26 protein-coding genes are annotated in these 17,930 nt (G+C 39.8%); 22 read left to right on the top strand and 4 right to left on the bottom strand.

The window, feature by feature from the left end:
* Positions 1 to 48: 48 nt before the first annotated feature.
* Positions 49 to 492: a hypothetical protein gene (locus HY063_04470; GenBank protein MBI3501027.1), complete on the top strand. Its 444-nt coding sequence runs from the start codon at positions 49 to 51 to the stop codon at positions 490 to 492.
* 27 nt (positions 493 to 519) lie between these two features.
* Here HY063_04470 and HY063_04475 read toward each other — a convergent pair whose 3' ends face one another.
* From HY063_04475 to xerD, 3 genes are read right to left on the bottom strand one after another with little or no spacing between them, the layout of a single operon-like run.
* Complete coding sequence (locus HY063_04475; protein MBI3501028.1) at positions 520 to 1,782, bottom strand: PAS domain S-box protein; 1,263 nt, start codon at positions 1,780 to 1,782, stop codon at positions 520 to 522.
* Positions 1,782 to 2,777, bottom strand: coding sequence for a redoxin domain-containing protein (locus HY063_04480; protein ID MBI3501029.1), 996 nt, complete (start codon positions 2,775 to 2,777; stop codon positions 1,782 to 1,784). The genes HY063_04475 and HY063_04480 overlap by 1 nt, the downstream gene beginning before the upstream one ends.
* 40 nt (positions 2,778 to 2,817) lie before the next feature.
* The gene (gene xerD, locus HY063_04485) at positions 2,818 to 3,729 is read right to left on the bottom strand and encodes a site-specific tyrosine recombinase XerD (GenBank protein ID MBI3501030.1); all 912 of its coding nucleotides are present in this window, start codon (positions 3,727 to 3,729) and stop codon (positions 2,818 to 2,820) included.
* Positions 3,730 to 3,797: 68 nt separating this feature from the next.
* On the opposite strand from xerD, the gene HY063_04490 reads away from it, so the two are divergent.
* Both HY063_04490 and aroQ read left to right on the top strand, forming a co-directional pair.
* Positions 3,798 to 5,441 (top strand): tetratricopeptide repeat protein, encoded by a 1,644-nt coding sequence (locus HY063_04490; protein ID MBI3501031.1) that lies wholly within the window; start codon positions 3,798 to 3,800, stop codon positions 5,439 to 5,441.
* A 56-nt stretch (positions 5,442 to 5,497) separates the two neighbouring features.
* Positions 5,498 to 5,911 (top strand): type II 3-dehydroquinate dehydratase, encoded by a 414-nt coding sequence (aroQ, locus tag HY063_04495; GenBank protein ID MBI3501032.1) that lies wholly within the window; start codon positions 5,498 to 5,500, stop codon positions 5,909 to 5,911.
* 14 nt (positions 5,912 to 5,925) lie between these two features.
* Here aroQ and HY063_04500 read toward each other — a convergent pair whose 3' ends face one another.
* Positions 5,926 to 6,870 carry a hypothetical protein gene (locus HY063_04500; GenBank protein MBI3501033.1) on the bottom strand — a complete coding sequence of 315 codons (945 nt, stop codon included), beginning with the start codon at positions 6,868 to 6,870 and terminating at the stop codon, positions 5,926 to 5,928.
* Positions 6,871 to 7,047: 177 nt separating this feature from the next.
* Here HY063_04500 and HY063_04505 point away from each other — a divergent pair, with 177 nt between their 5' ends.
* From HY063_04505 to rpsH, 19 genes are all read left to right on the top strand, one after another.
* Positions 7,048 to 7,467: a 30S ribosomal protein S12 gene (locus tag HY063_04505; protein ID MBI3501034.1), complete on the top strand. Its 420-nt coding sequence runs from the start codon at positions 7,048 to 7,050 to the stop codon at positions 7,465 to 7,467.
* Positions 7,468 to 7,512: 45 nt separating this feature from the next.
* Positions 7,513 to 7,983, top strand: coding sequence for a 30S ribosomal protein S7 (rpsG, locus tag HY063_04510; protein MBI3501035.1), 471 nt, complete (start codon positions 7,513 to 7,515; stop codon positions 7,981 to 7,983).
* Between the two features lie 18 nt (positions 7,984 to 8,001).
* Positions 8,002 to 10,125, top strand: coding sequence for an elongation factor G (gene fusA / locus HY063_04515; protein ID MBI3501036.1), 2,124 nt, complete (start codon positions 8,002 to 8,004; stop codon positions 10,123 to 10,125).
* A 13-nt stretch (positions 10,126 to 10,138) separates the two neighbouring features.
* On the top strand, positions 10,139 to 10,447 hold the full coding sequence (gene rpsJ / locus HY063_04520; GenBank protein MBI3501037.1) for a 30S ribosomal protein S10: 309 nt from the start codon (positions 10,139 to 10,141) through the stop codon (positions 10,445 to 10,447).
* 84 nt (positions 10,448 to 10,531) lie between these two features.
* Entirely contained in the window at positions 10,532 to 11,152 is a 621-nt protein-coding gene (gene rplC, locus HY063_04525; protein ID MBI3501038.1) for a 50S ribosomal protein L3, read from the top strand.
* Between the two features lie 58 nt (positions 11,153 to 11,210).
* A complete protein-coding gene (rplD, locus tag HY063_04530) occupies positions 11,211 to 11,930 on the top strand; it encodes a 50S ribosomal protein L4 (protein MBI3501039.1) in 720 nt (239 codons plus the stop codon).
* Positions 11,931 to 11,935: 5 nt separating this feature from the next.
* Complete coding sequence (gene rplW / locus HY063_04535; GenBank protein MBI3501040.1) at positions 11,936 to 12,223, top strand: 50S ribosomal protein L23; 288 nt, start codon at positions 11,936 to 11,938, stop codon at positions 12,221 to 12,223.
* A gap of 103 nt (positions 12,224 to 12,326) precedes the next feature.
* Positions 12,327 to 13,166: a 50S ribosomal protein L2 gene (rplB, locus tag HY063_04540; protein ID MBI3501041.1), complete on the top strand. Its 840-nt coding sequence runs from the start codon at positions 12,327 to 12,329 to the stop codon at positions 13,164 to 13,166.
* A gap of 20 nt (positions 13,167 to 13,186) precedes the next feature.
* The gene (gene rpsS, locus HY063_04545) at positions 13,187 to 13,510 is read left to right on the top strand and encodes a 30S ribosomal protein S19 (GenBank protein ID MBI3501042.1); all 324 of its coding nucleotides are present in this window, start codon (positions 13,187 to 13,189) and stop codon (positions 13,508 to 13,510) included.
* Positions 13,511 to 13,538: 28 nt separating this feature from the next.
* Positions 13,539 to 13,964, top strand: coding sequence for a 50S ribosomal protein L22 (rplV, locus tag HY063_04550; protein MBI3501043.1), 426 nt, complete (start codon positions 13,539 to 13,541; stop codon positions 13,962 to 13,964).
* 34 nt (positions 13,965 to 13,998) lie between these two features.
* Positions 13,999 to 14,730 (top strand): 30S ribosomal protein S3, encoded by a 732-nt coding sequence (gene rpsC / locus HY063_04555; protein MBI3501044.1) that lies wholly within the window; start codon positions 13,999 to 14,001, stop codon positions 14,728 to 14,730.
* An 82-nt stretch (positions 14,731 to 14,812) separates the two neighbouring features.
* Positions 14,813 to 15,232, top strand: a complete 420-nt coding sequence (gene rplP / locus HY063_04560; GenBank protein ID MBI3501045.1) for a 50S ribosomal protein L16 — start codon at positions 14,813 to 14,815, stop codon at positions 15,230 to 15,232.
* Between the two features lie 22 nt (positions 15,233 to 15,254).
* Complete coding sequence (gene rpmC / locus HY063_04565; protein ID MBI3501046.1) at positions 15,255 to 15,458, top strand: 50S ribosomal protein L29; 204 nt, start codon at positions 15,255 to 15,257, stop codon at positions 15,456 to 15,458.
* Between the two features lie 52 nt (positions 15,459 to 15,510).
* Positions 15,511 to 15,774 carry a 30S ribosomal protein S17 gene (rpsQ, locus tag HY063_04570; protein MBI3501047.1) on the top strand — a complete coding sequence of 88 codons (264 nt, stop codon included), beginning with the start codon at positions 15,511 to 15,513 and terminating at the stop codon, positions 15,772 to 15,774.
* A 17-nt stretch (positions 15,775 to 15,791) separates the two neighbouring features.
* A complete protein-coding gene (gene rplN, locus HY063_04575; protein MBI3501048.1) occupies positions 15,792 to 16,157 on the top strand; it encodes a 50S ribosomal protein L14 in 366 nt (121 codons plus the stop codon).
* A 21-nt stretch (positions 16,158 to 16,178) separates the two neighbouring features.
* Positions 16,179 to 16,490 (top strand): 50S ribosomal protein L24, encoded by a 312-nt coding sequence (gene rplX / locus HY063_04580; protein ID MBI3501049.1) that lies wholly within the window; start codon positions 16,179 to 16,181, stop codon positions 16,488 to 16,490.
* A 21-nt stretch (positions 16,491 to 16,511) separates the two neighbouring features.
* Positions 16,512 to 17,231, top strand: coding sequence for a 50S ribosomal protein L5 (rplE, locus tag HY063_04585; GenBank protein MBI3501050.1), 720 nt, complete (start codon positions 16,512 to 16,514; stop codon positions 17,229 to 17,231).
* A 9-nt stretch (positions 17,232 to 17,240) separates the two neighbouring features.
* Complete coding sequence (rpsN, locus tag HY063_04590; protein ID MBI3501051.1) at positions 17,241 to 17,510, top strand: 30S ribosomal protein S14; 270 nt, start codon at positions 17,241 to 17,243, stop codon at positions 17,508 to 17,510.
* Between the two features lie 18 nt (positions 17,511 to 17,528).
* Positions 17,529 to 17,921 (top strand): 30S ribosomal protein S8, encoded by a 393-nt coding sequence (rpsH, locus tag HY063_04595; GenBank protein ID MBI3501052.1) that lies wholly within the window; start codon positions 17,529 to 17,531, stop codon positions 17,919 to 17,921.
* Positions 17,922 to 17,930 lie beyond the last annotated feature (9 nt).

Here is a 17,930-nt window from a genome sequence, read left to right on the forward strand (position 1 = left end):
TATACTTTTAGGACGATTGAAAATAATTTTTATCATCTGAATTTATTTATGGGCGAAGGGCTTTTGAAATCTTACACAATAATTCCACCGGCAATTCCTTCAGCCGGAGTTTATTTTTTTACTACCGACAGCGGGGTAAAATACGAAGTGCGTTTCGGAAGAAGAAAAGATAATATACTTCACGCAACAATTGTTTTCGGAGTCATCAACGATGAATACGAAGGCGAAGAATACGTGGAAACAAACCGCGGAGAAGTTTATCACGTAATGTCAACACTCGTAAAAGTCATTCGCATGTTTATGGCGGAACACAGCAAAGTGATGATTTATGAATTTACCGGCATTGCAAAAGAAGGCGAACCGGATGAAGGCGCAACTGCGCGGACAAATCTTTATAAAAGATATTTACCCCAAATTTTTCCTCCCGAAGAAGGTTGGTCTTTCAAATTTCAGGGGAGCAATGCGGTGGTGACGAGAAAAGAAAAATATTAAAACCCGTAGAATAAAATATTCAACGGGTTAAATCCTGATTCCGATTACAAGGATATCATCTATCTGGTCAAGATTTCCTTTCCATGATTCAATAGTGCTGTCTAATATTTTTTTCTGCTCATTCATTTCTTTTTCATGAATGGAAAGAAGAAGCTCTTCCAACTGGCGGTACATGAATTTTTTTCTTTTCGGTCCGCCAAACTGGTCGGCATAGCCATCGGAGAAAAGATAAATTGAATCTCCTTTTTCAAGAGAAATTTTATTTAATGTGAACGGTTTGGGATTCGGATGGGAACCGATGGGTTGTTTGTCAGCAGGAATTTCTTGTAATTTATTATTGCGAATAATCCATAACGGATTATTAGCCCCGGAAAATAAAAGTTCATTTCCTTTTATGGCGCAGAGAGAAATATCCATTCCGTCTTTATTTTCCATCACTTCTCCTTTCTGCCTGAGAGCGCGGATAATTTTTTCGCGAAGTTCATTCAGAATTAAATTGGGCTGAAGAATATCTTTTTCATTCACCACTTCATTCAGAAAAGAATTTCCGATCATGCTCATAAATCCTCCGGGAACCCCGTGACCGGTGCAATCTACCGCTGCAATAAATGTTGTGCTATCGCGATGTGTGAACCAATAAAAATCTCCGCTCACAATATCTTTTGGCTTGAAAAGAATGAATGATTGAGGCAAATTTTTTTTGATTTCATCCACATCGCTGAGAATTGCCTGCTGAATACGCTGCGCGTAATTGATGGAATCGGTGATGTCTTTATTTTTTTGCTCGATAATGTAATTTTTATCGCGGATATCTTTTTCCATTCGCAAGCGTTCGCGAATATCGCGCGCGTAAATTAAAATTGCAGGTCGTCCGTCATAGGGAATAACTTTCGCGCTGCATTCCACCGGAAGAATTTCTCCCGAGGCAGTTACAAAAGGAACATCGGTATAAATCAATCCTTTCTTTTCCCATACATCGGCAATCACTTCAGAACTTCTGTTCAGCATTTCTTTCGGATGCAAATCAAAAACTGTAAGCTTCAAAAGTTTTTCGTGAGGATAGCCAAGCAATTCGCTGAGTTTGGGATTGGCGGTATAAATATTTCCGTTTACAATATCAATTACGAGAAGTGCATCATTCGCCTGCTGGGTAATATTTTCAAAATTACTTTTATCGGTGGAAATTTCTTTCAGCGACTTCTGAATATTATTTCTTTTCACAAAAAAAATAATAGCAAAAACTCCTGCGAGAACAGCAGAGGAAATAGAAATTATTGTAACCGGGTTCATTAATTCAATTTCTCAAGAACAGGAAAAATAGTTGTGGGGTCAAGAAATTCTCCGATGCGGTCTGGCTTGGAAGTGTAGCGCACAATTCCATTTTTGTCTATAAGAAATGAAGCGGGCAAAGGAAGTCTGGGATTATATTTTTCTCCGACAACATCGGTGGGCAACTGCACGCCAAAACTTTTTGCCACTTCCTGCTTTTCATCGTAGATGACGTTAATATTAATTCCAAGATTTGTTGTCATGTCTTTATCCACAGCATCTTTTACAGAAGGGCTGACGGTAAGCAATTGAACATTTTTTTCGTTGAACTTGTGGCGGTGCTGTTCATAGGTTCTCAATTTAATTCTGCACGAAGGGCACCAGTCATTGCGAATGAAAATGAGAAGAACGTGCTGTTTATCTTTATAATCTATAAGTGAAATTGTGTTTCCATCTTTATCAGGCAAAGAAAAATTTGGAGCATTTTTTCCCACTTCCACATTTTGTTTTTTCCCTTTCATATATTTCAACGAGCCGCTGGTGAAAATAAAATCCTTTGTTGCAAAAACAGCATTCACAATTAGAGGCAATGCAGGCAGCGCCCATCCTTTCCACCCGCAACCATAATGAATATTGCCGTAGGCATAGCAGGCAATAGAAGCAATGACAAGAACCGGGTCAAGCCACAAGAAATCAGATTCAGAAAACCATTTGCGAAAATATTTTTTGAAAGAGCCATAAGCAAGCAGCATTGCAATTGTGATAAAAGGAATTGCTGGCAGGCGGTGGTCGAGAGAAATGCCGAGCGTGAGCATGGAAAGAAAAATTCCGAGAAGTTGGTATTTGCTTGCATATTTTTCAAACTCGCTCATGGTTGCACCGAATGCGAGAAGCGAAGCAATGGAAGCAATTAAACGAAAATCAAATGCAGGAGCGGTAAAATAAACATACGCGCTTAACCCAAGCGATGCTGCAGAAAGAACAACAGAGATGGTTGTGTTGCGGTGAAATGCCATGGGGATGAAAATTAAAATCAAATATAAAAAAATTATCGTTTCATTTTTTTCTCACAGAACGCGGATGAAATTTTTCAATCGTATCGCGCAAATATTTTCTGTCGAGATGCGTATAAATTTCGGTGGTGGTGATGCTTTCGTGTCCCAGCATTTCCTGCACTGCGCGAAGGTCTGCGCCATTTTCTACAAGATGTGTTGCGAATGAATGGCGAAATGTATGCGGACTAACATGTTTTTTCAAACCGATTTGCTGAGCAAGTTTCTTTATAATAAGGAAGACCATCACCGTTGTAAGTTTTTTCCCGCGGTTGTTCAGAAAAATAAAATCTTCAAAACCTTTTTGCACTGCAAGATGAACTCTGATTTCATTTTTATAAATGTTAATCCATTTCATTGCTTCATTTCCGATGGGAATTAACCGCTGCTTGTTTCCTTTTCCAATCACGCGGATAAATCCGGTATCGAAAAACAAATCTGAAATTTTCAGATTCACCAATTCGCTCACGCGCAAACCACACGAATACATTGTCTCAAGCATGGTTCTGTCGCGATGACCTTTTGCAGAAGATACATCCACTGCAATTAAAAGATTGTTGATGTCATCCACATTCAAAACATCCGGAAGTTTTCTGCCGAGCCGAGGAGTTTCTAAAAGTTCGGTTGGATTTTTTGTGACAAGATTTTCGAGAAGAAGATATTTGTAAAATGCGCGGATACCTGAAATAACTCTCGATTGTGTTGTTGCGCTTCTTTGAAGTTTATTCAGCCATTCAATAAATTCAGTCAAATGTTTATGTTCGATTTTCCCCGGAGATAAATCATATTTTTTCTCGGAAAGAAACTGAACAAATCTTTCCATGTCTTCCGTGTAAGCTACAATGGAATTTTTCGCAAGCGATTTTTCCAGTTTAAGAAACGATTGAAAACCTTTTATATTAACCTGCCATTGCATACGTGCGAATATCGAATCAATTCGAATATGCGAATGAATTATATTCGCAAGATATAAACGACCATCCGTTGAATATTATTTTACAGAATATAAAATGGCAAGTTCTGATTCTTGCCGGAATAATTTTTCTTCTATATGCCCGCACGTTAAATTATGAATTCATCGGGCTGGATGAGCAATCGCTTCTTGTAGAAAAAAAAACATTCAACGAAAAATTTTCAAATATTCCGAAAGCATTTTTACAACATGTTTTTCAATCAGAAAATTATCTGGAATCAGCTGGCAGTAAAAAATTTTATCGTCCTCTTTTAACTGTTTCATTCATTATTGACCAGCAGTTTTTAAAAAATAGTTTTACTTTTTTTCGCTTTACAAATATTCTTATTCATTTTATTGCCGTTATCGGCTTACTGTTTGTTTTACTTCAATTGAAAATTCCATCGCCCATTTCTTTTTTTCTTTCACTGCTGTTTGCTGTTCACCCGCTTTTAATTCAGGCAATCGCATGGGTTCCGGGAAGAAATGATTCGCTCGGATGTGCGTTTGTTTTGTGGAGCTTTTATTTTTTACTGAAGTATTTCCAATCTCAATCTCAGAAAAATTTATTTCTCCACTTATTATTTTTTACAGGAGCATTATTTACAAAAGAAAATGCAGTAATGTTTTCTATTCCATGTACGATTTTTCTTTTTTTTATTCAGGGCAAAAATTTAGTTCTGAACAAAAAATTAATACTCCCGACATACTATATAATTTTAATATGCTTTTGGATTTTCATTAGAAACAGCGCGCTTGGAGAAATAAAAACAAGAGCAACCGGTATGGAATTATATTTTTCCTTTCTAAAAAATTTCCCACTCGTTCTTCAATATTTTCAAAAAACAATTTTACCTGTAAACCTTTCGGTTATGGCTTCGGTTGATGATACTAATTACGGATTGGTTCTTGCCGCGTTTCTGTTATTCGGAACCGGGATTTATTTTACCAAACATATTCCCTGGGCAAAAATTTTATTCGGGCTCTGTTGGTTTTTTCTTTTCCTGCTCCCTACTCTGCTCTTCAGTTATTTTGAAGGAATGGAACACCGAACTTATTTGCCGGCAATAGGAATTTTAATTTCAATTTCGTTTCTTGAACCGATACAGAATCTTTCAAAAAATTTAAAATTGACTTCACTTATCTTTGGAATGATAATTTTAATTTTCGGAACAATTACTTTTTTTCGACTTCCGGTTTTTTCCAACGAACTTACTTACTGGAAAAATGCCAATGAAACTTCCGAGCATTCCGCTGTGGTGTGCAGAGATTACGGAATCATTCTTACCAAACTTGGAAATTATTCAGAAGCAGAGAAAGTATATCTTGAAGGCATCCGCAGAAATCCAAAAGAAATTTTGATTCACTACAATTTAGGCGTAATGTATTTTCGTGCGGGAAAATCTGAAGCCGCAAAAGAAAATTTGGAAAAGGAATTTGAGATCAACCCGGCCAACTTTATGATTCCGCATGTGCTGGGAATGATTTACAAACAGGAAATGAAAATGAATGATGCAGCAACCATGTGGGAAAAAGCAATAGCGCTCAATCCCAAATCAACCGATTCATATACCGAACTTCTAAAATATTATTCTCAGAAAAAAGACACTATAAATTTTTTGCGCTGCAAAAACGAACTGGAGAAACAAGGATTTAAAATTGTCAAGCAACAATAGTAAATGGTAGTTTGTTTATTGTCCTTTAGTAGCAATTAGTAATTTAGCAAATAGAAATGAAACTTATAATAATAAATGGACCTAATCTAAATCTTCTCGGAGTGCGCGAGCCATCTGTTTATGGAAATAAATCTTTTTCAGAATTTTTAGAAGAACTCAAAAAAACGTTTTCAAAAATTCAGATTGACTATTTCCAAAGCAATGTGGAAGGAGAAATTATCAACAAACTTCACGAAGTAGGATTTTCTTTCGATGGAATTATTTTAAATGCCGGAGGATACACGCACACTTCCGTTGCCATTGCCGATGCAATTTCTTCTATTAAAACTCCGGTGATTGAAGTTCACATTTCAAATATTTATGCGCGCGAAGAGTTTCGCCATCATTCTCTCATTGCGGGAAAATGCAATGGAAGTATTTCTGGTTTCGGATTGGATTCTTATAGATTAGCGGTGGAAAGTTTTATGTAACACTAAAAAATGTTTTAATGGTTTTTCACCAAATGATTTTCAGACGGAAGCGTTTTCAGATAAATATATATTGCGCGCACTTGCTCTTCGGTTAAATGCGGAAACTTTTGCATGGGCGCATGAATTTTTTCTCCCGTTCGTTTTATTCCCTGCCACAAAGCATTTTCAAACTGCGGTAAATTATACCTGCCGATTCCTGTAAGAGAATCAGGAGTTAAATTGGAAGCGTAAATTAATTTTCCATGAACTTTAAATTCCATTCCACCCTGCATATAACCCTGAGATTTTTCCGGCACCAGATAATTTAATCCAAGCACTCTTTCCGAATGGCAATGATTACAGGCAAGATTATCCACCAAATATTTTCCATAGTTGGAAACATCCGCTTCGCTTGGTTTTTTTGTGATTGTATACTTGAAAGGTTTCCCTGAAATTCGCAATCCGATTTTTCCAAAAAATTTTATTTTTGTTTTTCCGGCAACTGTATCTGCTTTCGCTAATGGAGCATCATTCGAGCGCAAATAAATTATGATGTCATTTAAATCTTCTTCGGATAGATTCGGGCGAATCATCCACGGCACATAACGACCATCGCGCGCAATTCCTGTTTTCAAAAGATAAGCAAGCTCAGCGTCAGAATATTTTGCCATCACTCCATGCGAAGCCGAATGAGTAAGGTTTGAAGAATAAACTTTTCCAATAAAGCGGGGAAGTTCTTCTGTTTTCTTTCCAATAAATTTTTTTATTGCATCATTATAATGACACTGTCCGCAGATATTAAAAGTAAGGTTTTTCCCGTTTTCAAATGAGTGTTCCCTTTTAATCGCAACAGATTGACTGTCTATAGTTTTATATCGTCCAATGCAACTAATAATTAAAATGACAGAGAGTATGGAAAAAATATAAGTAATGCGCATATAATATGGAAAGAAAAAATCATTCCTATTCGACTTTTTCAACTGCCGAAAATAGATGTCAACTTCTTGTTGAAAAATCTTGAAAAAATAATTCTTCGTATTGAAATTTAATTACCTTTGCGCCCCTTCTGAAGTTCAGCCGCGATTTATCGGGGATTTCTTCAAGGAAGGTTAAGTTGTTTTGTGTAAACTGAAAATAAAACTGAATATAAAAATTAAATGCCAACGATTCAACAATTAATCAGACACGGGCGCAGAAAATTTACACGCAAGAGTAAATCCATCGCGCTAAACCGCAGTCCTCAGCGCAGAGGAGTTTGTATAAAAGTTTATACTACCACTCCTAAAAAACCGAATTCGGCTTTGAGAAAAGTTGCGAAGGTTCGCCTCTCAAACGGAAATGAAATCATCGCTTACATTCCGGGCGAAGGCCACAACTTGCAGGAACACTCGATTGTTCTTGTTCGCGGAGGCAGGGTGAAAGATTTGCCGGGAGTTCGTTATCATATTGTTCGCGGAACGCTCGATACAGCAGGAGTTGAAGCGATGAGGCAGTCACGTTCCAAGTATGGAGCAAAACGCCCGAAAGGCGGTGCGGCAGCAAAAGCAGCAGCCCCAAAAGAAGAAGCAAAAAAATAATTTTAACAATAATTTCGTAATTCGAAAATTAGTAATTCGTAGAGCATGAGAAAATCAAAATCAAAAAGAAGAATTCTCCTTCCTGACCCGAAGTTTCAGGATACGCTTGTTACCCGCTTCGTAAATAATCTTATGCTAAGCGGTAAGAAAAATAAAGCGTTCGGAATTTTTTATAACACAATTGATATTGTTGCCGATAAAACAAAAGAAGACGGATTGCAAACTTTTAAAAAAGCGTTGAGCAATGTAACTCCGCAGGTGGAAGTGAAGTCACGCAGGATTGGCGGAGCAAACTATCAGATTCCGCAGGAAGTTCGCCCGGAAAGAAAAATTGCTCTCGGCATGAAATGGTTGATTCAATATGCAAACGACCGCAACGACCACACGATGGCGCAAAACCTCGCAGCAGAAATTATTGCCGCAGCAAAAAACGAAGGTGGCGCTTGGAAGAAAAAAGAAGACGTTCACAGAATGGCAGAAGCAAACAAAGCATATTCACATTTTAAAATTAATTAAGAGTACGAGATAAAAGTTATGAGTGACTTACATTATACAAGGAACATAGGAATTGCAGCGCACATTGACGCAGGAAAAACTACTTGCACGGAGCGTATACTATATTATACTGGCGTTAACCACAAGATTGGCGAAGTTCACGATGGAGCAGCAACAATGGATTGGATGGTTCAGGAACAGGAGCGCGGAATTACTATTACATCTGCGGCTACAACTTGCTTTTGGAATTATCGCAACAATAAATATAAGGTAAACATTATTGATACTCCCGGCCACGTGGATTTCACTGTGGAAGTAAACCGGTCCCTCAGAGTTCTTGACGGATTGGTTTTTTTATTTTCCGCAGTGGATGGAGTTGAGCCGCAATCAGAAACTAACTGGCGACTTGCCAATAATTATAATGTAACGCGCATTTGTTTTGTAAATAAAATGGATCGCGCAGGCGCTGACTTCCTTAATGTTTGCAAGCAGGTAAAAGAAATGCTCGGAGGGAACGCAGTTCCGCTTCAACTTCCGCTCGGTGCAGAAGAAAAATTTCGCGGAGTAATTGATTTAATTAACAACCGCGCCATCGAATGGAATGAAGAAGATAAAGGAATGACCTTTAAAGTGGTTGACATTCCCGCTGAAATGAAAGACGAAGTTCATCACTGGAGAGAAAAATTGTTGGAATCCGTTTCAGAATTTGACGACCATATAATGGAAAAATTCTTCAGCGACCAAAATACAATTACTGAAGAAGAAGTTCTCACCGCGCTGCGCAAAGCAACTATTGCAGGAAAAATTATTCCGATGGTTTGCGGTTCTGCTTTCAAAAATAAAGGCGTGCAAACAATGCTCGACCTCGTAATGGCAATTATGCCTTCACCGCTCGATAAAGAAAATATTATTGGACATCATCCTGATACAGACGAAGTGGTTTCGCGCAAGCCGGATGCGAAAGAACCTTTCACTGCGCTCGCATTTAAAATTGCTACTGACCCGTTCGTTGGTCGTCTCGCTTTCTTCCGCGCTTATGCCGGAAGATTAGAATCCGGTTCTTATGTTTTGAATACTCGTTCAGGAAAAAAAGAACGCATCTCGAGAATTTTTCAGATGCACGCGAACAAGCAAAATCAAATTCCGTTTATCGAAGCGGGAGATATTGGCGCAGCAGTTGGATTCAAAGACATTAAAACAGGCGACACGCTCTGCGATGAGAATGCACCAATCGTTCTCGAAGCAATGAAATTCCCCGAACCCGTTATCGGTCTCGCCATCGAACCGAAAACACAGGGAGATTTGGATAAACTCGGAACTTCGCTCGCAAAACTTTCAGAAGAAGACCCGACTTTCCGCGTGAAGACGGATGAAGAATCCGGGCAAACAATCATCAGCGGAATGGGCGAACTCCACCTCGATATTATTATGGACCGCTTGAGGCGCGAATTCAAAGTGGAAGTCAATCAAGGCGCGCCACAGGTAAATTATAAAGAAGCAATCACCGGAACTATTGAGCATCGCGAAATTCACAAAAAGCAATCGGGCGGACGAGGACAGTTTGCCGATATTGAATTTACCGTTTCTCCTGTTGATGCAGATTTTGAAGTAACAGAAAAAAATGGCGGACTCCAATTTGAAAATGAAATTACCGGTGGAAATATTCCGAAAGAATTTATTCCTGCCGTTGAAAAGGGATTTCGTGGCGCAATGGTGAACGGAGTGCTGGCAGGATTCCCGATGCAGACAATGAAAATTACTCTCTCCGATGGTTCTTATCACGATGTGGATTCTGATTCCAACTCATTTGAAATTGTAGCACGCACTGCTTTCCGCCAGGCAATTCCAAAAGCAAGTCCGGTTTTACTTGAGCCGATTATGAAAATGGAAGTAATCACACCCGAACAATATATGGGAGATGTGGTGGGAGATTTGAATCGCAGAAGAGGAATCATTGAAGGAATGGATAGCAAAGCAGGCGCACAGGTAATCAAAGCAAAAGTTCCGCTCTCGGAATTATTCGGATATGTTACGCAGTTGAGAACGCTCACTTCCGGACGCGCAACTGCAAACATGGAGCCGTCACATTACCAGGAAGTGCCGCGCAACTTAGCGGAAGAAGTAATTGCAAAAGTAAAAGGTAAAAAAGCAGAAAAAGTTTAATCAACCAATAAATATGAGCCAACAAAGAATCAGAATCAAACTAAAATCCTACGACCATCACTTGGTTGATAAGTCGGCAGAAAAAATTGTGAAGACAGCAAAGTCCACAGGCGCTGTCATCAGCGGACCAATTCCTCTTCCTACGAACAAAAGAATTTATACCGTGCTTCGTTCCCCGCACGTAAATAAAAAAGCAAGAGAACAATTTCAACTTTGCACCTACAAGCGACTGATTGATATTTACAGTACCAGCGCAAAAACTGTGGATGCGCTCAGCAAACTTGAATTGCCCAGCGGTGTGGAAGTGGAAATTAAAGTGTAATAAAAAAAGTACAATGTATAATGTACAAAGTACAAAGACAAAAATAAAAAGACATAATACTCGATACTTAATACTTGAATTAAAATGTCAGGACTACTTGGAAAAAAAATCGGAATGACAAATATGTTTGACGCATCGGGAAGATACGTTGCGTGCACTGTCATTGAAGCAGGGCCTTGTGTTGTTACTCAGGTGAAGACAAAAGAGAAAGACGGCTACGATTCTCTTCAACTTGGCTTTTCTGAAAGAAAAGAAAAACATACTACAAAAGCACAGCAAGGACATTTCAAAAAAGCAAACACAACTTTTAAAAAGAAAGTTGCTGAGTTCAGAGATTTTGAAGGCGCACAAAAAGCAGGCGATACCATCACGGTGGAAATTTTCACCGAAGGAGAATTTGTGGATGTGGTAGGAACTTCCAAAGGAAAAGGATTCCAGGGAGTAGTAAAAAAACATCACTTCAGCGGAGTGGGAGCAGCATCCGGTCACGGACAACACGACCGCCAGCGTTCGCCAGGGTCAATCGGGGCATCCTCCTTTCCATCACGCGTATTAAAAGGAATGCGCATGGCGGGAAGAATGGGAGACGATCGCGTGAAAGCACGCAACCTGCAAGTGTTACGATTAATAAAAGATAAAAATCTTCTGGTAGTGAAAGGTTCAGTGCCCGGAGCAAACGGAAGTTTTGTAATCATTCAAAAATAATTAATCATCGAAAACAATCCCGATAGCTATCGGGAGTCAAAAAATACGAAATAAGAAAATGAAACTCGAAGTATATAATTCAAAAGGAGAAAAAACATCGCGCAGCGTTACGCTGCCTGCTTCCATTTTTGGCGCAGAGCCGAATGAACACGCGATTTATCTCGATGTGAAACAGTTTCTCGCCAACCAGCGCCAGGGAACTCACAAAGCAAAACAGCGCAACGAAATTCACGGAAGCACACGCAAACTGCACAGGCAGAAAGGAACCGGTGGCTCGCGTAAAGGAGATATCAAGAGTCCTCTCTTCCACGGTGGCGGAAGAATTTTTGGTCCGCAGGTGAGAGATTATTCTTTCAAACTGAACAAAAAAGTGAAACAACTTGCGCGAATCAGCGCGCTTTCTCATAAAGCAAAAGCAAAAGCAATCACTGTACTCGAAGATTTTTCTTTTGAAAATCCAAAAACAAAAAATTATGTTGAACTTCTCAGCAACTTGGAAATGTACGGAAACAAAACCCTGCACATAATTCCCAATAGCGATAAGAATGTGATTCTCTCTGCCAGAAATTTAAGAGAAGCCAAAGTTACTTCGGCAAACTCACTGAACACGTATGATATTGTGAACGCAAAAAATATTTTGATTTCTGAAAGCTCACTGAAAACAATCGAAAATATTTTGAGCGATGGTTCAGAAGAAACAGCAGCACCAAAAAAAGAAAAAGCTCCAGCGAAAGCAAAAGTGAAAACAACTACAAAAAAGAAATCTACTAAAGAATAATTCCAATGAGCATTTATCTCAAACCCATCATCACTGAAAAATTTTCTGCAATGGCCAATCAAGGGCGCTATGCTTTTGTGGTTGAAAAAACTGCGAACAAACTCGAAATAAAAAATGCTATTGAGAAAGGATACGGAGTTACAGTTGAATCAGTGAACACAATTAATTACGGAGGAAAAATAAAAATGAGATATACAAAAACAAAAATAATGTCAGGCATTGTTAAACGCGCGAAGAAAGCAATTGTGACTTTGAAAAAAGGCGACACAATTGATTTCTACGGAAACATATAACAGAAATTATAGATTATAGATTATAAATTAAGAATTAAGAATTGAAAACCGAAACAAAAAAAATAATCTATAATTTATAATTCATAATTTTTAATTTCAAACAATGGGAGTAAGAAGATTCAGACCGCTCACACCGGGTCAACGGCATAAAGTAGCAAACGATAACAGCGACATCACCACGTATGTTCCTGAAAAATCTTTGCTGCGTTCTTCAAAAAGAAGCGGTGGAAGAAACCACACAGGAAAAATGACTATGCGCTACCTCGGTGGCGGACATAAAAGACGTTTGCGCGTGATTGATTTCAAGCGCGACAAGTTTGATATTCCTGCAACAGTAAAATCTGTTGAATACGATCCGATGCGCACAGGACGCATTGCACTTCTCCAATATAAGGATGGAGAAAAAAGATACATCCTCGCTCCGCAGGGAATCCAGGTTGGACAAACTGTTGTATCAGGAAAAAATGTTGCACCGAATATTGGAAACGCAATGCCTCTTTCAAATGTTCCGCTCGGAACTATCGTTCACAATATTGAATTGAATCCAGGGCAAGGCGGAAAATTTATTCGCAGCGCGGGCTCTTATGCTCAGCTCACAGCGAAAGAAGGAAAGTTTGTTGTATTGAAAATGCCTTCTGGCGAAACAAGAATGATTCTCTCTACTTGCATGGGAACCGTTGGCTCTGTTTCAAATGCAGACCACAATCAAGAAGTTCACGGAAAAGCAGGACGCATCCGCTGGTACGGACGCAGGTCGCGCAACAGACCAGTAGCGATGAACCCGGTTGATCACCCAATGGGAGGCGGTGAAGGACGCGCATCGGGCGGGCATCCACGCTCACGCAACGGGCAATTGGCAAAAGGATTGAAAACACGTAGCAGAACAAAACGCTCCAACAGATATATAATGGAAAGAAGAACTAAAGGATACGGATCAAAATAATAATTTATAAAAAGTAAAACATGGCTCGTAGTTTAAAAAAAGGATTCTTCATAGATTTCAAACTCAACAAAAGAGTTCAGGAAATTGTTGCAGGAAAAAAGAAATATGTAATTAAAACCTGGTCGCGCAGGTCAATGATTACGCCTGAGTTTGTGGGATTGACTTTAGCCGTGCACAACGGAAATAAATTTATTCCTGTTTATGTAACAGAAAATATGGTAGGACATCGGCTTGGAGAATTTTCTCCAACGCGCACTTACCGCGGACATCACGGGCACGTTAAGGCAGAAGCAAATGCTCCTGCACCTGCTCAAGCGGCAACGCCAGCACCAGCAGCAAAATAAAGTATAACGATATAAAAAAAGAAATATCATGGGAGTTCGTAAACGTGAAATGGCAGAAGCAAGAAAGGAGGAAAAAAAATCCACCTACTTCGCGAAGTTGAATAACTATCCGACTTCACCGCGCAAAATGCGCCTGCTTGCTGATTTAATCCGCAACCGCCCTGTGGAAGAAGCTCTGAATGTTTTGCGTTTTCACAGACAGCATGCATCTCTTCCGCTTTCAAAATTAGTTGTTTCAGCAGTGAAAAACTATGAAGCAAAAACCGGTTTGCGCGCGGAAGACAGTGCGCTGTTCGTAAAAGAAATTCGTGTGGACAGCGGTGCAATGTTGAAACGCTTCCGCCCTGCTCCGCAAGGACGTGCGTACAGAATACGCAAACGTTCAAATCACGTAACGGTAATTCTCGATACAATTCAACAAGAAGAAGTACAAACAGAAACAACAAATCAATAACTCATTAACTCAATCACTCAATAACTTTTTTTGAATGGGACAAAAAGCAAATCCAATTGGTAATCGCCTCGGAATCATCCGCGGATGGGACTCTGCATGGTATGGCGGAAAAAATTACGCTGACAAACTTTTCGAAGACGAGCGTATTCGCAAATACATACAAGCGCGTTTGCCGAAAAGCAGTATTTCCCGCGTAGTGATTGAACGCACACAGAAACTTGTTACCGTTACAATTCATACGGCACGTCCCGGGATAATCATCGGGAAAGGCGGACAAGAAGTTGACAAACTGAAAGAAGAATTAAAAAAGATTACTGGAAAAGATATTCAGATAAATATTTTTGAAGTGAAGCGCCCCGAAGTGGACGCGCGCATTGTTGCCGATGGAATTGCCCGCCAGATTGAAGCGAGAATTTCTTACAAGCGCGCTGTAAAAATGGTAATTGCATCTTCAATGAGAATGGGTGCCGAAGGAATTAAAGTTCGCGTGGGCGGACGGCTTGGCGGAGTGGAAATCGCACGCAGCGAAGAATTCAAAGAAGGAAGAACTCCTCTTCATACGCTTCGTGCGGATATTGATTTCGCAATTGCTGAAGCGCACACTTCCATGGGAAGAATCGGAGTGAAAGTTTGGATTTGCCGCGGAGAAGTTTTCGGAAAAAGAGATTTGTCTCCAAATATTTCCGACAGACGCGATAAGAAAAAAGGCGGAAAAGGAAAAGAGCGCAGAGAAGATCGCGGAGACAGAAGAGATAACAGAAGATAAGAACAATTAAAAATTAAAAAGGAAAATTCAAAATCAACTCCAAATAAAACTTTTTAATTTTAATTTATAATTTTAAATTGACATGTTACAACCAAAGAAAACAACATTCAGAAAAATGCATAAGATGGTTCCGAGCGGAAACGCACGCAGGGGAACTACGCTTGCATTCGGTTCTTTCGGAATTAAGGCAACCGAAACCGCATGGGTTACTGCGCGCCAGATTGAAGCCGCGCGTGTTGCCCTAACTCGCCACATTGGAAGAGATGCAAAAGTTTGGCTTCGCATTTTTCCCGACAAGCCCATCACCAAAAAACCTGCAGAGGTTCGTATGGGAAAAGGAAAAGGAAATCCGGAATACTGGGTGGCAGTGGTAAAAGCAGGTCGCATTATGTTTGAAATTGAAGGAACGGACATGGCAACAGCAAAAGAAGCGCTTCGTCTCGCAGGCGATAAACTTCCATGCTTATCAAAATTCATGGTGAGAAATGATTATTCAGCATAATAATTATTGAATAAAAAAGAAAATGAAAAAAGCAGATTTATCTCAACTTTCAACCAGCGACCTCAAGGAAAAACTTGCGGAAGAAAAAAATTCGCTGGGCAAAATGAAATTCGGGCATTCAATTTCCCCGGTGGAAAGTCCCATGCGTATTCGCAACGGAAGAAAAACCATAGCGCGCATGATGACCGAACTTCGCAAACGTGAATTGGCAGAAGCAAAAAAATAACACGAAGTGTTATGCTGAGCGTAGTCGAAGCATCTCACTAAATAAAAAATAAATGGAAACTCTTGTAAGAACACGCAGAAAAGAAAAAGTCGGACTCGTTACGAGCAACAAAATGACAAAAACAATTGTTGTTTCGGTTGAGCGCCAGATCAAACATCCGAAATATGGAAAGTTCATCAGGCGCACGAGCAAATTCATGGCGCACGATGAAAAAAATGAAGCGAACATTGGAGATAAAGTAAGAATTGTGGAAACCCGTCCGCTCAGTAAAAACAAATGCTGGCGGCTGGTTGAAGTAGTAGAGAAAGTAAAATAATTTTAAAACGGTAAGTTATGATACAGCAGGAATCAAGATTAGTTTGCGCAGATAACAGCGGGGCAAAAGAAGTCCTCTGCATCCGCATTCTCGGAAGCACGCGCAGAAGCGCAGGCATCGGAGATAAAATTGTAGTGACCATAAAAAAGGCGCTTCCCGATGGCGGAGTGAAAGAGCACACCGTTTCAAAAGCGGTGATCGTTCGCACGAAAAAAGAAATCCGCAGAGCCGATGGTTCTTACATCCGCTTTGATGATAACGCAGCGGTTCTTCTTAACGAAGTGGACGAACTGAAAGGCACGCGCATTTTCGGTCCTGTTGCAAGAGAGCTTCGCGAAAAACAATTCATGAAAATAGTTTCATTGGCACCCGAAGTGCTTTAATAAAATAGAACAATGGCAAAGTTGAAAATAAAAAAAGGCGATACCGTGAAAGTAATTTCCGGAGATGACAAAGGCAAGCAAGGCAGAGTGCTCTCGGTTGACACTGCTACTTTCCGCGCAATTGTGGAAGGAATCAACATGGCAACCAAGCATACAAAACCTACTGCTAAAAACACAAAAGGCGGAATCGTTCACCAGGAAGCAAGCGTTCATCTTTCCAACCTCATGCTCGTAGATGGAAAAGGAAACGTAACGCGCGTGGGAAGAAAAATTGATGAGGCAACCGGAAAACTTGTTCGCTTCTCAAAAAAATCTGACGAAATAATTAAGTAATAACAGAAAATATATTTTGCAATGGCAAAAGAACAAAAGAAAAAAGCGGAGAAAGCAGAAGCAGGAGAAAAAACTTCCGCCTCTCATGTTGCTCCTAAAAATTATACTCCTCGTCTGAAGACGAAATATTTTAAAGAAATTGTTCCGGCTCTTCAGAAGGAATTCAGTTTTAAAAGCCCGATGCGCGCTCCGCGCCTGCACAAGATTGCAATCAATCAGGGTGTGGGTGATGCAGTGGCGGACAGAAAAATTATGGAAGGCGCTTTGAACGAAATGTCAATCATCACAGGGCAAAAACCGGTTGCCACTCTTTCAAAGAAAGATATTTCAAACTTCAAAGTGAGAAAAGGAGTTGCGATTGGCGTGAAAGTAACTTTGCGTTCTGATAGAATGTATGAGTTCCTCGACCGCTTTATTTCCACTGCCCTGCCCCGCATCCGCGATTTCAAAGGAATCAGCAAAAATGGTTTTGACGGAAGAGGAAATTACACGCTCGGAATCACGGAGCAGATTATTTTTCCTGAAATCAATATTGATAAAGTAAATAAAGTTCGCGGAATGGATATCACGTTTGTAACTTCTGCAAGAACAAATGCAGAAGCGCACGCTCTGCTGAGAGAATTCGGAGTGCCGTTCAAAAAAGAAGAAGACGAAAAGAAAAAAGGACATAAAGCGGAAATGATTTTCGGTGGAGTTGCAAAAAAGGATATTAAAAAAGAAACTAAAAAAGATTCAAAATAATTTTACATCATGGCAAAAGAATGCATTAAAGCAAGACAAAGAAAACGCGAAGTGCTCGTTGACAAATACGCGGCAAAAAGAAAAGCGCTTAAGGAAGCAGGCGATTACATCGCGCTGAGCAAACTTCCGCGCAATTCTTCAAAAGTTCGTTTGCGCAACCGCTGCAAAATGAGCGGACGCGCGCGCGCTTATTCACGCCAGTTCGGAGTGTCGCGCCTTGTTTTCAGGGAATGGGCGCTGAATGGAAAAATTCCAGGAGTAACTAAATCAAGTTTTTAAAATTTAATTCATCTATAAATGGACACAATCGGAGATTATTTAACAAGAGTTCGCAACGCGATAAAAGCGAATCACAGAATCGTGGAAGTTTCTTCTTCAGGTTTGAAAAAAGAAATCACGCGCATTCTGAAAGACAAAGGATACATTCTCGACTATAAGGTTGAAGAAAATCCTGTTCAGGATAAAATTAAAATCGCATTGAAATATCATCCTGCGACAAAACAATCTGCTATCAAAAAAATTCAGCGCGCAAGCCGCCCGGGACTGAGAAAATTTTCTTCCGTGGAAGATATGCCGCGCGTATTGAGCGGACTTGGAATCGCAATCGTTTCCACTTCCAAAGGAGTGATGACAGATAAAGAAGCGCGCAAGATGAATGTCGGAGGAGAAGTAATTTGTTACGTTCATTAATAAAATAAA

The sequence above is a fragment of the Bacteroidota bacterium genome (assembly GCA_016195025.1).
In the GTDB taxonomy this organism is placed as follows: Bacteria; Bacteroidota; Bacteroidia; order Palsa-948; family Palsa-948; genus Palsa-948.

Bases quoted from the DNA above. Each gene is read 5' to 3' on its own strand.
- rpsG (MBI3501035.1), top strand. From the start codon at position 7,513: ATGAGAAAATCAAAATCAAAAAGAAGAATTCTCCTTCCTGACCCGAAG.
- rplB (MBI3501041.1), top strand. From the start codon at position 12,327: ATGGGAGTAAGAAGATTCAGACCGCTCACACCGGGTCAACGGCATAAA.
- HY063_04505 (MBI3501034.1), top strand. From the start codon at position 7,048: ATGCCAACGATTCAACAATTAATCAGACACGGGCGCAGAAAATTTACA.
- rplW (MBI3501040.1), top strand. From the start codon at position 11,936: ATGAGCATTTATCTCAAACCCATCATCACTGAAAAATTTTCTGCAATG.
- HY063_04480 (MBI3501029.1), bottom strand. From the start codon at position 2,777: ATGGCATTTCACCGCAACACAACCATCTCTGTTGTTCTTTCTGCAGCA.
- fusA (MBI3501036.1), top strand. From the start codon at position 8,002: ATGAGTGACTTACATTATACAAGGAACATAGGAATTGCAGCGCACATT.
- rpsN (MBI3501051.1), top strand. From the start codon at position 17,241: ATGGCAAAAGAATGCATTAAAGCAAGACAAAGAAAACGCGAAGTGCTC.
- rpmC (MBI3501046.1), top strand. From the start codon at position 15,255: ATGAAAAAAGCAGATTTATCTCAACTTTCAACCAGCGACCTCAAGGAA.
- HY063_04475 (MBI3501028.1), bottom strand. From the start codon at position 1,782: ATGAACCCGGTTACAATAATTTCTATTTCCTCTGCTGTTCTCGCAGGA.
- rplV (MBI3501043.1), top strand. From the start codon at position 13,539: ATGGGAGTTCGTAAACGTGAAATGGCAGAAGCAAGAAAGGAGGAAAAA.
- xerD (MBI3501030.1), bottom strand. From the start codon at position 3,729: ATGCAATGGCAGGTTAATATAAAAGGTTTTCAATCGTTTCTTAAACTG.
- rplD (MBI3501039.1), top strand. From the start codon at position 11,211: ATGAAACTCGAAGTATATAATTCAAAAGGAGAAAAAACATCGCGCAGC.
- rplN (MBI3501048.1), top strand. From the start codon at position 15,792: ATGATACAGCAGGAATCAAGATTAGTTTGCGCAGATAACAGCGGGGCA.
- rplE (MBI3501050.1), top strand. From the start codon at position 16,512: ATGGCAAAAGAACAAAAGAAAAAAGCGGAGAAAGCAGAAGCAGGAGAA.
- rpsJ (MBI3501037.1), top strand. From the start codon at position 10,139: ATGAGCCAACAAAGAATCAGAATCAAACTAAAATCCTACGACCATCAC.
- rplC (MBI3501038.1), top strand. From the start codon at position 10,532: ATGTCAGGACTACTTGGAAAAAAAATCGGAATGACAAATATGTTTGAC.
- aroQ (MBI3501032.1), top strand. From the start codon at position 5,498: ATGAAACTTATAATAATAAATGGACCTAATCTAAATCTTCTCGGAGTG.
- rpsQ (MBI3501047.1), top strand. From the start codon at position 15,511: ATGGAAACTCTTGTAAGAACACGCAGAAAAGAAAAAGTCGGACTCGTT.
- rpsS (MBI3501042.1), top strand. From the start codon at position 13,187: ATGGCTCGTAGTTTAAAAAAAGGATTCTTCATAGATTTCAAACTCAAC.
- rpsC (MBI3501044.1), top strand. From the start codon at position 13,999: ATGGGACAAAAAGCAAATCCAATTGGTAATCGCCTCGGAATCATCCGC.
- rplP (MBI3501045.1), top strand. From the start codon at position 14,813: ATGTTACAACCAAAGAAAACAACATTCAGAAAAATGCATAAGATGGTT.
- rpsH (MBI3501052.1), top strand. From the start codon at position 17,529: ATGGACACAATCGGAGATTATTTAACAAGAGTTCGCAACGCGATAAAA.
- HY063_04470 (MBI3501027.1), top strand. From the start codon at position 49: ATGGGCGAAGGGCTTTTGAAATCTTACACAATAATTCCACCGGCAATT.